The 15,558-nt window shown below is 34.9% G+C and carries 12 protein-coding genes; all 12 read left to right on the top strand.

Features of this window, described 5'->3' with window-relative positions:
- Positions 1-16: 16 nt before the first annotated feature.
- Positions 17-448 carry a phage tail protein gene (locus AMQ68_RS06425; protein WP_054509740.1) on the top strand — a complete coding sequence of 144 codons (432 nt, stop codon included), beginning with the start codon at positions 17-19 and terminating at the stop codon, positions 446-448.
- 25 nt (positions 449-473) lie between these two features.
- Positions 474-1,853, top strand: coding sequence for a phage tail sheath C-terminal domain-containing protein (locus AMQ68_RS06420; protein ID WP_054509741.1), 1,380 nt, complete (start codon positions 474-476; stop codon positions 1,851-1,853).
- 39 nt (positions 1,854-1,892) lie between these two features.
- Positions 1,893-2,324: a phage tail protein gene (locus AMQ68_RS06415; RefSeq protein ID WP_054509740.1), complete on the top strand. Its 432-nt coding sequence runs from the start codon at positions 1,893-1,895 to the stop codon at positions 2,322-2,324.
- Between the two features lie 2 nt (positions 2,325-2,326).
- A complete protein-coding gene (locus AMQ68_RS06410; protein WP_054509739.1) occupies positions 2,327-2,794 on the top strand; it encodes a phage tail protein in 468 nt (155 codons plus the stop codon).
- Between the two features lie 202 nt (positions 2,795-2,996).
- Complete coding sequence (locus AMQ68_RS25425; RefSeq protein WP_185113388.1) at positions 2,997-3,158, top strand: DUF5908 family protein; 162 nt, start codon at positions 2,997-2,999, stop codon at positions 3,156-3,158.
- Positions 3,158-3,883, top strand: a complete 726-nt coding sequence (locus AMQ68_RS06405) for a hypothetical protein (RefSeq protein ID WP_054509738.1) — start codon at positions 3,158-3,160, stop codon at positions 3,881-3,883. The genes AMQ68_RS25425 and AMQ68_RS06405 overlap by 1 nt, the downstream gene beginning before the upstream one ends.
- A gap of 1 nt (position 3,884) precedes the next feature.
- Positions 3,885-5,630, top strand: coding sequence for a type VI secretion system tip protein VgrG (vgrG, locus tag AMQ68_RS06400; RefSeq protein ID WP_054509737.1), 1,746 nt, complete (start codon positions 3,885-3,887; stop codon positions 5,628-5,630).
- Positions 5,631-5,635: 5 nt separating this feature from the next.
- Positions 5,636-5,926 (top strand): PAAR domain-containing protein, encoded by a 291-nt coding sequence (locus AMQ68_RS06395; protein WP_054509736.1) that lies wholly within the window; start codon positions 5,636-5,638, stop codon positions 5,924-5,926.
- Between the two features lie 151 nt (positions 5,927-6,077).
- Complete coding sequence (locus AMQ68_RS06390) at positions 6,078-6,488, top strand: GPW/gp25 family protein (RefSeq protein WP_054509735.1); 411 nt, start codon at positions 6,078-6,080, stop codon at positions 6,486-6,488.
- Between the two features lie 88 nt (positions 6,489-6,576).
- Positions 6,577-9,624, top strand: coding sequence for a baseplate J/gp47 family protein (locus AMQ68_RS06385; protein ID WP_054509734.1), 3,048 nt, complete (start codon positions 6,577-6,579; stop codon positions 9,622-9,624).
- A 24-nt stretch (positions 9,625-9,648) separates the two neighbouring features.
- On the top strand, positions 9,649-12,510 hold the full coding sequence (locus tag AMQ68_RS06380) for a hypothetical protein (RefSeq protein ID WP_054509733.1): 2,862 nt from the start codon (positions 9,649-9,651) through the stop codon (positions 12,508-12,510).
- Positions 12,507-15,470 carry a PKD domain-containing protein gene (locus tag AMQ68_RS06375; protein WP_054509732.1) on the top strand — a complete coding sequence of 988 codons (2,964 nt, stop codon included), beginning with the start codon at positions 12,507-12,509 and terminating at the stop codon, positions 15,468-15,470. The genes AMQ68_RS06380 and AMQ68_RS06375 overlap by 4 nt, the downstream gene beginning before the upstream one ends.
- Positions 15,471-15,558: the final 88 nt, after the last annotated feature.

The raw sequence follows: 15,558 nt of genomic DNA, 5'->3' as shown, positions 1-15,558 counted from the left end.
AAATATAAATAAAATTATGAGTACATATCCATTAGTAAAGTTTGCCTTTGAAGTAGATTGGGGCGGGAAGAAAATCGGTTTTCAGGAAGTAAGCGGATTAAATGTTGAAGCAGGTTTAATTGAATACAGACATGGCGCAAGTCCTGACTTTAGTAAAATTAAAATGCCGGGCTTGAAGGTTTTTAATAACATTACTTTAAAGAGAGGAACTTTCAAAAGTGATAACGAATTTTTTGCATGGTTTCAGACGATTCAATTGAATACAGTAGAAAGGAGATCAATTACGATTTCACTATTGGACGAAAACGGAGAACCTGCAGTTACCTGGAAAGTGAAAAATGCATTCCCACTTAAATTACAGTCAACAGATTTGAAAGCTGAAGGTAATGAGGTTGCTATTGAAACGTTGGAATTGGCGCACGAAGGATTAACTATTGAAAATAACTAATTATTAACATTAAATTTTAAAAAAAATGAATTACAAAACACCTGGAGTCTACGTAGAGGAAATCGCAAAATTCCCACCATCTGTAGCACAAGTAGAAACGGCTATTCCTGCTTTTATCGGATATACTGAAAAAGGGCCAAAAAATGAACCAACAAGAATCTCTTCTATGTTGGAATACGAAACGCTTTTTGGAAAAGCAAAAAATGAAGGTGGAGCAATCAAAATTTCGATTAAGGATACTGTTGTTACTCCAACTTTCGACAACACTAAATTAGGTACTTTTAAAATGTACTACGCTCTTCAAATGTATTTTGCAAACGGTGGCGGACCATGCTATATCGTTTCTGCAGGGCAAGCAGCAGATTATCCAGCTCTGGTAACTAAATCTGATTTGGAAAAAGGTCTTGATACTTTGGAAAAAGAAGACGAACCAACTCTTATTGTTTTCCCTGATGCTGAAGCCTTAACTTCAGACGATGCTTATGATTTATACGGACTGGCTTTAGATCATGCAGGATTAATGAAAGACAGATTTGTTATCATGGATGTTGTTGGAAACAACGAAGCATCAGCAGTTAGTGATTTCAGACTAAAATTAGACAGTAGCGAAAATTTAAAATATGGAGCTGCTTATTATCCAAAATTAGAAACGGTTTTAAGCTATAATTTTGAGGATAAAGATGTTGTTATCACTAGTTACCAAGTAACAAATGATCAAGGAGTTCTTGTAACTGTTACACCTGTTGTTGCAAACTTAGCAGCATTAAAATCAAAAAGCTCAGAATTATACAATCAAACTAAAAAATTGATTGAGGCTAAAAAAGTTGTAATCGCTCCATCATCAACAATGGCCGGAGTTTATGCTAAAGTAGACAGTACTTCAGGAGTATTTAAAGCACCTGCTAATGTTGGACTTAATTATGTAGTAGCACCAACAGTAAAAATCTCTCACGAAGATCAAGAAAATCTTAACGTAGATGCAACGGCTGGAAAATCAATCAATGCGATCAGAACTTTTACAGGAAAAGGAACATTGGTTTGGGGCGCAAGAACATTGGACGGAAACAGCAACGAATGGAGATACGTTTCTGTACGTCGTTTCTTCAACATGGTGGAAGAATCCGTGAAAAAATCTACAGAGCGTTTCGTTTTCGAACCAAATACTGCTAATACTTGGATCCGTGTACAAACAATGATTGAGAATTTCCTTAATCAACAATGGCAAGATGGCGCATTAGCTGGAAGCAAACCTGAAGAAGCTTATTACGTAAGTGTTGGTTTGAACAAAACAATGTCTGCTCAGGATATTTTGGAAGGAAGAATGGTCATTGAAGTTGGTATGGCTGCTGTGCGTCCTGCTGAATTTATTGTGTTGCGTTTTTCACACAAATTGCAAGAAGCGTAAATAATTTAAACTAAATAACAATTAAATATAAATAAAATTATGAGTACATATCCATTAGTAAAGTTTGCCTTTGAAGTAGATTGGGGCGGGAAGAAAATCGGTTTTCAGGAAGTAAGCGGATTAAATGTTGAAGCAGGTTTAATTGAATACAGACATGGAGCAAGTCCTGACTTTAGTAAAATTAAAATGCCGGGCTTGAAGGTTTTTAATAACATTACTTTAAAGAGAGGAACTTTCAAAAGTGATAACGAATTTTTTGCATGGTTTCAGACGATTCAATTGAATACGGTAGAAAGGAGATCAATTACGATTTCACTTTTGGACGAAAACGGAGAACCTGCAGTTACCTGGAAAGTGAAAAATGCATTCCCACTTAAATTACAGTCAACAGATTTGAAAGCTGAAGGTAATGAGGTTGCTATTGAAACGTTGGAATTAGCGCACGAAGGATTAACGATTGAAAATAACTAATCATGGCTCTTTTATATCCTCCAACCAGTTTCTCTTTTATTGTTAACGGGATTTCAACAACAGAGGGTATTGACTCCAGATTTCAGTCTATATCTGGTTTATCAACAGAAATTATGACTGAAGAATATGCCGAAGGAGGCGAAAATAGATTTCTTCATCAGCTTCCTTTGAGACCAAAATATGATAATTTAGTGCTTAAGCGTGGCTTAATCGTAAGTTCCGGATTGATAAGCTGGTGCAGAAATGCGATGGAAAATTTCCAGTTTGAACCCAGAGACCTGATCATTACTCTTTCAGGAGGGCTACAATCTACAGCACCTTTAATGGTTTGGAATGTAGTTGGAGCGTACCCTGTAAAATGGAACGTTTCAGAATTCAACGCAGAAGAAAGCAAGCTTGCTATTGAAACAATAGAACTAAAATATAGATATTTCACAATACCTTCATCGTTAGCAAGCTTAGGCTTGTAATTTCTAAATCAAATCTAAGCACCTGAAAGTGTGTTAGTTTTCGGATAACATTCAGCAAAAAATTTTCAGATAAAAAAACATAAGATTGGTCTATAACAAGACTGAACACACTCTTTATGTGCTTAGATTTTTAAAAATAAACATGTTAAATCATTGGTTATTAGTGTTTTGAATATTAATAATTGATTAAAAAACAAACGAAATGCCAATAGAAATAAAAGAGCTTCACATTAAAATAAATGTGGACGAAAAAGCAGCAGAAGCGACGGCAGAAGCATTAGTAGATGAAGCAGAAATCATGCGGGCAGTTAGTGAAAGTGTAGAACAAGTAGTAAATATTCAACAACGTAAAAAAGAAAGATAATGAGAGGAGCACTTACAAAACTGAAGATAGATACCTATAAAGATGACAGCTATAGTCCGGATGCTAAAATTAATACGAAAGCTTTTGAGGCCTTTATTAATCCGACCGGTTTTTCGGTTACTTATAAGACCAAGCATAACACAAATCAGGCACAAGGTAAGTCGAAAGCCAGTTTAGGATATATAGTATCCCTTGCATCCGGTTTACAATTAGAATTTCTATTTGATGGTACAGGAGTCACGGAATCCAATCCCGGTAATAAACTTATCAATAAAATTAAAGGGAAAGTGTTTGCTAAACAAGCTGTAAAACAACAGATTAAAGATTTTTATAAAGCAACCGGTGAACTCGCAGGGCCTATACATAAACCTTATCATGTTGTATTGCATTGGGGGGATTTTGAATTTAAAGGAATCCTTTCAGAGCTAACCATAGAATACAAATTATTTGATAATGAGGGACTACCATTAAGGGCTATAGGAAAAGCCACATTTAATGAATCTATCAGCCCTGAACTGGAATCCAAAATGGCCAATACAAATTCCCCTGATCTTACGCACAAAAGAACAGTGCAAGATGGAGATACATTGCCCTTAATGACTGAAAGAATTTACGGAGATTCTAAATATTATCTGGAAGTAGCTAAAGTAAATGGTCTTATCAATTTTAGACAGCTAAAACCAGGACAAGATTTATTCTTTCCGCCATTAGAAAAAGTTTCATAAGATGAATAACAGCGGATACATAAAAACAGCAAAAACCCCCGATTTAATAACCTTTAAGGTGATGTCCGGAGGTACAGAACTGCCAGGCAAGTATGGGGTGAAAAGCATTGTCGTGGAAAAAGAAGTCAACAGAATTCCTTATGCCCACATCGTTATTTTAGACGGAAGTGTACCGGAACAGGATTTCAAATTAAGCAATGAAGACCTATTAATTCCTGGGAAAGAAATTGAGATCACTGCTGGATATCATTCCGAAGAAGAGACCATTTTTAAAGGAGTTGTTGTAAAGCATAACATAAAAATCAGAAACGGATCTTCTTACCTCATCGTAGAATGCAGAGATAAAGCTGTAAAAATGACTTTAGGCAGAAAAAGTAAGTATTTCTACGAAAGTACAGACAGCGATATCATTGAAGAACTTATTGGAAATAACGGACTTACTGCCGACGTTGAAACTACTTCAAACTCTCATAAAGAATTGGTTCAATATCAGGCTTCTGATTGGGATTTTATGTTAACCAGAGCACAGGCAAACGGTAAATTATGTTTTGTCGAAGATGGAACTATCAAAATAGCTAAACCTGATTTTAGTGGTGAAACAGTGGAAACCGTTGTTTACGGATCATCTGTCCATGAATTTGATGGCGAGATAGATGCCAGAGATCAATTCAATAAAATTACAGCCAAAACATGGAATTATACCGATCAGGAACTGACTGAAGTTGAAGCGCAGGATCCTGCAATTAATCTTAATGGAAACCTTTCATCAGGCGATTTAGCAGATGTTTTTGGAATTGAAGATCTTCAACTTAAACACGGCGGAAATCTTACGCAAGGCGAGCTGCAGGAATGGGGCGATGCTAAAGCAACTTTTCAACAGTTAGCAAAAACAAGAGGAAGAGTAAAATTTCAGGGAATTCCATCTGTAAAACCTGGAGTTTCTTTAACACTGCAAGGAGTAGGAAACCGATTTAATGGGAAAATATACGTAACAGGTGTTCGTCACGAAATAGCTGAAGGAAATTGGTTGGTTGATGCTCAATTCGGACTTTCTCCCACATGGTTTTCAGAAACCTATGATGTAAGCGAAATGCCGGGTTCAGGAATTATTCCTTCCATAAGCGGATTACATATCGGGGTGGTATCACAATTAGAATCTGACCCGGATGGTGAAGACAGAATTTTAGTACAAATTCCCATCATTAATAATGAAGAAGAAGGAATTTGGGCACGAGTAGCAAGCCTTGATGCAGGAGAGAATAGAGGGGCATTTTTCAGACCGGAAATCGGAGATGAAGTCATTATTGGATTCATTAATGATGACCCCAATGACGCAGTGGTACTGGGAATGTTAAACAGCAGTGCAAAACCAGCTCCCATTGTAGCTTCTGATGATAATCACGAAAAAGGATTCGTCACCCGAAGTGAAATGAAAATGATTTTTAATGACGACAAAATTTCATATACGCTTGAGACACCAAAAGGCAAAAAAATCATTGTAGACGAAGATGCAGACCTCATTAAAATAGAAGATGAGCATTCTAATACTCTTACGCTTAATAAAGATGGTATTAGTATGGAAAGTGGAAAAGATATTAAGATCAAAGCAAAAGGTGATATTACCATGGAAGGAACTAATATCAATGTAAAAGCATCTGCACAATTCAAAGCAGAGGGGAGTTCAGGATCTGAGCTTAAATCGGGAGCGGTAACAGTAGTAAAAGGATCTCAAGTTAAAATTAATTAATAATCATGAAACCAGCAGCGAGAATTACAGATATGCACACTTGTCCCATGGTTACGGGAACTGTTCCACATGTAGGCGGCCCCATAATTCCGGCAGGAGAACCTACGGTACTTATTGGTGGAAAACCAGCCGCAAGAGTGGGAGATAAAGCTTTATGCACAGGCCCACCAGACACTATTGCATCAGGATCTTCAAGTGTTTTAATAGGCGGGAAACCAGCTGCAAGGATGGGAGATTCTACAGCTCATGGAGGGGTGATTAGCGCAGGTGAGGCTACTGTTTTGATAGGTGGATGATAGGTAAATGATGGTTTGTATATAATTATAAACTGTTATTTAAATAGAGTCTAACTAAAAATACAAAACATTCATAACAAAACAGTTAGGATAACTAAAACACTATGTTACAGATGCAAGATGTTATAATTAAATATAATACAAATAAAGTATGAAAATAAATACAGATTTTTTAGGAATAGGCTGGAGTTTTCCGCCTGAGTTTAACAAAACTGAAGGAAAACTGGCAATGACCACAGATGTGGAAGACATCAATAATAGTCTTATGATTTTATTGTCAACACGTCCTGGTGAACGTGTAATGTTCCCTAACTACGGATGCGACTTGCAGGAAATGCTCTTTAAATCTCTAGACTTAACGCTTATCACTCAAATGAAAGGAATCGTTGAGCGTGCTATTTTATACCATGAGCCTAGAATAAACATTTTAAGTATTGAAATTGATACTCAGGAAGAGCTTGGAGGAGAAGTTTTGATACAAATTGACTACGAAGTAAGAAATACGAATACAAGAAGCAATATGGTTTTTCCTTTTTATAAAGGTGAAGCTACTGAAATATAATGAATTACGGGATGTCTGTAGCCATTTTGAATACGACCAACATTACATTAAGTATTGCATCTGACCATAGAAAGATAAATATAAACAAATGAAAAAAACAGATACATTTTCACATTATCGTGAAGGAAAATCACAAATGCAGCGCTTTTTAGCAGAATTAGACCCTGGCAATCTTGAATTACATGATTTCGATTTGTTTGATTGGCTATTATTCGCAAACAATTTTGCGAAGCGTGTAAATTATTTTGACAAAGGTGATAATACAGCACCACAAGGAAACTGGGGGAATTTCTTCTTGGGTGATGATGTCGATGCTATTCCACGCAGAGAAAGCGTTGAATATAAAGGTATGAAAAAACAGGTTACAGATCTTATGTCCCAGTTTGAACAAGATAGCAACTTGACCCCTCATTTAACATTATTTGTTTGCTTTTTAAAATTATTAGATTTTTCAAAAAAAGCCTTCAATAATTTAACTAAAAGGCATTTGGATTTCTATTATAATGAAATACTTCAAATTGAGAAAAATGATGCTAAATCAGACAAAGTATATGTTCTTTTTGAATTAGCTAAAAAAGCGATTCAAGAAAAAATTCCTAGCGGTACATTGCTGGATGGTGATAAAGATGCTAACGGAAAAAAAAGGGTTTACAAAACTGGCGAAGAGCTTATTGCCAATCAGGTTAAAGTAGTCGAGGTTAAAAGTTTTTTAAACGATGTTAAGAAAAGAGAGCTAAAAATGGCTCCGAAAGCAAATACTGCTGATGGCCTAGGTGATAAACTGTCGGAAGACAGCAATTATTGGTGGCCATTTGGATATAACTCAGAGGAGACAATTTCAGAAAAATCTATTTACAAAGAACTTCCAAAAGCTAAGCTGGGCTTTTCTGTGGCATCATCATTATTTGATTTAAAAGAAGGTGAACGAACAGTTACTCTTACAATAGATTTTATTAAAAATTCAACCCAAAAATTACAAAATATTTTAAACACAGATATTGAAAATAATATCAAAGTACTTTGTAGTGGTGAAAAAGAATGGGCATCGGGCATCGTTTTAAAATGTATTAAGAACGAAGAAGAAAGATTAGTGCTTTCTTTTACATTATCTAAAGATTTTCCTTCAGTTGTAAAATACAATAAGGAAGTGTTGTTAGAAACATTCCAAACCAATTTTCCTGTTGTGAGGTTTATGATCGAAGGAGAGAAATATTACGATATTTACGAAGCTCTTTCAGAAAAGCTAATAAAAAACATAGAAATTGCGGTTGATGTAAAAGGAGTAAAATCTATTCAGATAGAAAATGATAATGGTACATTAAATTCAGAAAAACCCTATTATCCATTCACTGCACAGCCCATTAAAGGATCTAATTTTTTTATTAATTGCCCTGAAATGTTTTCCAAAAAATGGCAAAATGCAGACATTACGATCAATTGGAAAAATACGCCGGATTCTATTGCAGATTTGTACAGTGGATATGTCATTAAGCCTAATCAAAACATCAGCTTAACAGATTTTCAAGCACTAAGAACTCCAATTGTAGGTTCTGATGCTTATTTTACAGCAGATACGGCGCTATTAGAAAAAGAGATTTGGTATACTAAAGGCAGCAGTATTGAGGTATTTAAAAAAGTAGATGGCGGTTATAAAACCCAGTTTTCTATAAATAATACAAATAACGAATCAGATACTGGTGAGTCAATCAGAGTAACACTGAACCAGTCGTCACTACAGGATGTATATCCCAAATTATATACATTGGCGTTATCAAGTGATCCGAAAGTAGGAAAGCTTATACCAAACGAACCTTATATTCCTTTTGCTGAAGATATTGAACTGAATTACAAGGCAAAGGAAAATGCATACTCATATTTAAGTAAAGATGCAGATGGGGAAGCTTCAAAAAGTAAGGGTGTACAATTGTATCATGAAGATGCATTCGGGCAATACGAAAAAGAAGTTGAAATGAAGAGTATTGTTCCTGTACACCAAAATGGTGGCGAATTATATATTGGTCTGGAGGCAATGCCGAAAATGTCAGTTTCATTATTGATCCAAATGCTGGAGGGAAGTGAAAACCCCTTAGTTGATACTTTCGAGGAAAAAGAGTTTATAGAATGGCATATTCTTTCAAAAAATACATGGATTGATTTGTCGGATTATATGTTGAAGAATGAGACGAGAAGATTTCTGGAATCGGGCATTGTGAAGTTTAATATTCCTAAAGATATAAATCCAAACCACACAAGGTTTACCAATGGATTGGTTTGGATTAGAGCAAAATCAAAAAGAAGTTATGATGCGGTATGTAAAATTCAGGGAATATACACTCAGGCTGTTTTAGCAACATTCCAGAATCAGGATAATGACTTATCTCATTTAAACAACGGGTTAGAAGCAAAAACTATTACTAAACTTATCACCAGAGTTCCTCAGGTAAAATCGGTTAACCAACCTTACAATTCCTTCGACGGTAAATATAAAGAAGCAGATGGTGAGTTTTACAGACGCGTTAGTGAACGATTAAGACATAAAAATAGAGCCATTACACAATGGGATTACGAGCATCTGGTATTACAGGAATTTCCGGAAGTTTTTAAGGTAAAATGTTTAAATCATACTTCTGAAAAATCATATATGGCTCCAGGCTATGTAACCTTGATGGTGGTACCGAATATTAAAAATAAAAATGCTTTTGACGTCTACCAACCAAGAGTAAGTAGAGCGAGTCTTAATAAAATTGAGAATTATGTAAATGAATTAAATACAATGCATGTTAAAACTCAGGTGATTAATCCAAATTATAAAGAAGCAAAAGTAGAAACAAAGGTTAAATTCTTTGAACAATACGACGAAACATTTTATATCAGACAATTAGACGAAGATATTAAAAAATATATATCGCCTTGGGCTTTTACAGACGCTAAAGATATTGATTTTAATGTAGAACTGAATGTTAATCACCTCATTAATTACTTAGAGCAGCTGTATTATGTAGATTATATTGATGAAGTAAAGATATTGGTGAATAATGTTGTCCAAAAACAATCTTTAATTGAAGTAGATCCAAAATCAATTCTGGTATCTGCTAAACAACACAATGTTACTATTGCAGATCAAGTATGTATTTAATAAAAATAAGAAGAAAACATAATCATGTCAGAAAATAAGCATATTAGTATAGCAAAAAATATAGAAACTGAGGATCAAACCGATTTTCATTTTCTACGCAAAACAGGTATTGAATACATAGAAGGATTGGGAGGGAAACTCTGGACCGATTATAACTCTCATGATCCTGGTATTACCACTTTGGAAGTGTTGAGTTATGCCATAACAGATCTTGGTATGAGAATGAACCTGAACATGGAAGATATCTTAGCTTCCAAAGATGAAAAGAAAGATATTCATACACAGTTTCTAAAGGCTACAGAGGTTTTGCCTTCAAGACCTTTAACTGAACTTGACTATAGGAAGTTATTTATAGATATCAACATGGTGGCAGGTCATACAAGGCCAATCCGCAATTGCTGGTTGGTTCCTAAAACTGAAAAATTATATGTTGACTGCAAAACCGGAAAATTAGACTTTAAGCCTATTGGAGATAAAACAAAAGATTTCAACGTAAAAGGGCTTTATGATCTTTATGTAGATTATGCTGAAGATATTGATCCTGAGAATGTTGATCCTGAAGATGAAGGTAAAGGTAGGAAATGCGGAAAAACGAATACCAATATTGAAATATTAGATCGATACCATGCCAATAGAGGCCTTTGTGAGGATTTAGCTGAAATAAAAGAAATCGAAACCCAAAAAGTTGCTGTATGTGCTCGTATCGGACTTGTAAACAAAGCTGATGAAGAACTTGTACATGCTAAAGTATTAAAAACAATTAAAAATTACCTAGCTCCGGAAGTTCATTTTTATTCATTAAAACAATTGCTCGAAAGAGGGCAGACAACAGATCAAATTTTTGAAGGGCCACTCTTAGATAATGGTTTTATTGATAGTGAAGAGCTCCAGAATAGCCAATTAAAAAAAGAAGTTCGTCTTTCTGATATCATCAGCGAAATTATTAAAATTGAGGGTGTTAAAGAAATTCATGAAATTTCTATTGCAGGTTGCGATAATGTGATCAAGCAAACAAACGACTGGCTGATCTGTATAGAAAAAGGTAAAAAACCGGAACTGTGCGATTTAAGTTCGTTTAGTTACAGTAAAGGTTCGCTTCCATTAAATATCAATGACAAAAAAGTTCAGGATTATTTAGAAACTCTTAAAAGAGAAGAAGATGTACTTAGAGAGGATGCAAGGCTAAATAAAGAATTGGCTTTACCACAAGGAACTTCATACGATATAGCAAACTATGCTACTATCTTAAATGAATTTCCAGATACTTATGGAGTAGGAATATCAGGAATTATAGGAAATCAGACTCCGGAGAGAGAGGCTTTGGCAAAACAATTAAAAGGTTATTTATTATTTTTCGATCAAATCCTTGCCAGCTATTTTAAACATCTTGAAAAAGTAAAAGAAGTATTAAGTGTGAATGGTGATTTAAAAAGAACATTTTTTACACAAACTCTTAAAAATATTAAAGGCTTTGATGAGTTGGTTTCTAATTATGCTACCGATAAAGATGATCAACTTACAGATCCTGATGACCTGCTTACAGACGCATTGTACGAAGAGCTGGATAATAGTGTAGAACGTCGAAATGAAGTTTTGGATCATTTGATCTCGCGTTTTGCGGAAACTTTTAGTGATTATACTTTCTTGATGAAATCCTTGTATGGGAAATCTACTGACGAAATTGTCTTAAGTAATAAAGAAACCTTCTTAAAGGAGTATACATCATTAAGTAAAGACCGAGGGTTGGGCTATAATTACACATTGTTTTCGAATTCAGATCTTTGGAATACCAATAATGTTTCTGGTGTACAAAAAAGAATAGCCCGTTTGTTGGGAATTAAAGATTATACCCATAGGAATGTGTCTCAATCGCCTGTTTCAATCATTAAAACAATAAATAGTAATGATAAACCCAGCTATACCTGGAAAATAAAAGATACAAGCAGTAATATTATCTTATCGTCTGTAAACACATACGAAATTGAATATGCTGCAACTAAAAATTTAAATGAAGCGATTTATCAAACCATTCAAATTGACCAGGAAGATCTTGAAAATGCATTAAAAGAATTAGAAAAAGGTCAATTAAAGAATGACTTAATTGGGAATATAAAAATTCGTGTTTCGGCCGGAGGTAATTATTATTTTGATATTGTGGATGATCCCATTAAGCAAAATGTAATGGCTACTCACAAAAGAACAAATCCTTATCCGGATATATACAAATTGAAAGATGGAATTAAGGAGACGGTGAGCTATTTTAAATATAATTTTACTGAAGAAGGTATTTTCCTTATTGAACATTTGTTACTAAAGCCAACCACTAAAGATTATAAACTCATGGGTGGTATTGGTTGCATGTCTATAGGAGGGACTTTTAAAGTAATGTATGACTTGGATGGAAACAATCCTACAACAACCCCAATAAAATACTCGGAAGCCTTCATGTCTTCTTGTGAAGAAGACTGCGAAATAGATGTCTTTGATCCTTACTCTTACCGTGTAAGTGTTGTTCTCCCTGGTTTTGCCTATCGTTTTCAGGATCCTGATTTTAGACGTTATGCAGAAACAGTCATCAGACAGGAGATTCCGGCCCATGTTTTAGCAAAAATTTGCTGGGTTGGAGACCGATTGAGCGAAAAACAAGATGCTCAAAATGATTTGGCTGAATTTGAAGTTGCTTTTAAAAAATACCTTTCAGATAAAGCAAAAAACAATATTGTTAATCTTGGAAACAGCATTACGGATTTATTGACTGCTCTTAGTCATTTAAACAATATTTACCGACCGGCAAGACTTCTGGACTGTGCAATAGATGATGATAATACCCTAGACGGAAAAATCATATTAGGACAATCAAACATATATAAAATTGATAAAAAATGAATACTAAATTAGATAATGTAACAACCCAATATAGAAAGTTCAACGAAAATCAAGCGTTAACAGAAGGGCAATTAAACGAATTTATAGACTATTTCGAAGATCAGGATAGGCTTTCAAGAACACGTCTGAGTGGAGTGGGTGTAGTATGTGGTTTTAAATCTACTTACATAGATGACATCTTACAACCTCAAGCATCAAAGGAAAAAATACCTGGAGATATAGAGATTGATTTTAATACTATTTGGATTACACAAGGTGCTGGGGTTACCACAGACGGAGACTTGATAACATTACGTCAAAAAGGAGCTCAATCATCAGGGGTGAAGATAGACTTTGCTGCTGATAATTATAAGTATTATAGAAATTATATTGATGAAGTACAATATAAACATTTTAGGATTAGAGATCAGCAAATTCCCCTTTTGGAACTGATTACACCGAAAGAATATGAAGCCTTAGGTAAGAATGTTGGAGATTTTAAACCTGTAAGAGAGATAGACAATATATATGGCAAAACCATAATTCTGTATTTAGAAAGCTACTCCAACGATGAGACTCCATGTCAGGATGCTGATTGTGATAATACTGGAGCAGAACAAGTGTCTAATCTTAAGGTGCTGTTAGCAGATTCAGAGTCTGTTTCAAATCTTATTGCCAGAGGTGATGCAAAAGATTCTATTTTTAAGGCTCATGATGCTTATGAAGAACTCTTTGATCACTTACCTAACATAGAGGCCAAAAGAGTTGTTCTGGATGCTGATATTAAAACAGCATTCGATTTAAAAACAAAATTTCAAGATGCCATTAGTGCTATTGCGGAATTAAGTGATGGCTTTAATGCAATTGCAAGTACTTTTAACGTAGGTGTTAACTTTGGGGGGCAATCGCTCATTCAAAAACTGAATTCTTTATTCTCCTTTACAGGACGAGGCTTAGACGACTATCAATATAGATATGATTTATTCAAAGATTTAATTGATACCTATAATGAAATAAAAGGATTGGTATTGCATCTGGATGTTGAGTGTTGCCCAAGTATAGCATCATTCCCTAAACACCTTATGCTAGGTGCTGTAGGTGCAAGACTTGAATTAGGAGATCATAACCGCTTCCGCCACGGTTTTTACAATTCGCCTGTAACCACAAATGATGATGAGAATTACGAAAAAGTCGTGATGCTTGCCAATCGTTTTGTACAGAAAATAAACGGGTTTCAATCATATAACGGGGCTATTAAAATTACCCCTTCTAATCTTTATGTAAGATTGGGGAAAAAAGCAATTCCATATTATTATAAGGTAGATAAACCATTATTAACTCAATGGAACTTTGAGAAAACAAAAACGGATAGAGAAGCTTATAATTTAAGTTACCATACAACCAATTTAGCCGGGGATGATTTTGTTCAGAATCCACTGGATTATAATATTGATAACAATGACTTTTATAGAATTGAAGGCCATCTAGGATTGCCTTACAAAACAGCTTTACAAAACATCAATGATCTTAAAGCTAAATACGGATTAGCGTTTGATGTTATTGCATTGGTTTTGCAAAAAGATGGAAAGCCTACCGAACCCACTAAAAAAGAAACGGTATCAATAGAGGATCTAAGAAAACAATTGACATCAATTTCCAGTGATATCAGTAACAAGAAAGAGGCTACGCAAAGTACTTTACTCAATATTTCTAAATTAGACGAAAAATTAAGATTACTAAACCAAGCTGAATTTTCGAAAGAGGGAGAAGGTGTGAATGTTGTAAAACAGAATCCTAGAAAAGACGATGTTGTAAGCGAACTTTTAAGTGAGTTTTTAGAAAGGAAATCAGGTTTAGAGCATGTTGCGGGTGTAGAACCTGGTGGGACTTTTGTTTTAATTTATGATTCTGAAGGCAATAATCAGGTTCTGGCAGATTTCTCATTGCCTTACTTATGCTGTTCTAAAAAAGAACCGGTATCCCTGATATTGCCAAGTGCTAAGTTGTGTCAGCAAGATGACCCGATTGTAATGACAGTTATTCCGGCAAATGGAGAAGTGAAAGCATTTGTAAATGGTGTTCAGATATCAGCCATTACGCAATCTGCAGGGCAAAGTTACTTTAATCCTCGTTTGGTTACTTCAACTCAGTTGGGGCAGACAATTACCTTTACAGTGAATGATGATTCTGTGGAAACTCAAATGATAGTACACAAAAATCCGGAAATCGTATCTGTAGCATCTGGTACGGTAACGTATGAAGCTCCTACAACAAATCCGGATACAACAAACCCGGATGCAAAAGTAGAATTTGATGTGGTTGGAGATCTTTCAGGCCTTACGTTTACTTGGGACTTTAACGATGGTAGCCAGATTGTTCCTAACGAAACTCCAACGAATAAGAAAACTCATGTCTATAAGCTGATTGCAGGGCAAGAAGATACTTTCAATCCAACGCTTACAGTAACCAATATCAATGGTTGTAGCACAGTCTATAAATTAAGACCATTAACATTAACCGGACAATCTACGATTGCTTGTTTAACAGGTATGAGGATTCTTATTCAATATATAAATGGTAGAAAACATCCAAAACAAAAAGGTCATACATGTGATCGTGCTACTTTTAATTTAAAAGGAAATGGTTTAACTATAGGAGGTAGTGAAAATGGAAATATCTTCTTAAGTAATACAAACGGAAGCAATGATAAACATAATTTTCCTTCTGGGTATAATCAGCAAACTTATCAAGGTCCTGATAGAGCTAGTGAAATTACTATTTCTCAAGATGAAGCACAACAGATTGCAGCAAAATCATCAGATGGATTTATAACTTTCTCTCTTGAATGTGCGTTGAATACCTGCCATACCGGAGTTGCTTGGACTCAGATATTCCTTGCTGATAGCTTAGTTCCGATTTACGATGATTATCCAACAGATAACTTCTTACAAATAAACCCTTGTACGGGTGATACAAGATAATAATTCTAGAAAGGAGAAATTGTTTAATAATAGCTCCATGGATAGCAATACTGTCTGTGGAGTTTATTAAACGATCTTAATCAATCAT

The organism is Chryseobacterium sp. ERMR1:04, from assembly GCF_001297705.1.
GTDB lineage: Bacteria > Bacteroidota > Bacteroidia > Flavobacteriales > Weeksellaceae > Chryseobacterium.
The sequence above is the reverse complement of the archived record's forward strand: the minus strand, read 5'-3'. Positions and strand labels throughout refer to the sequence as shown.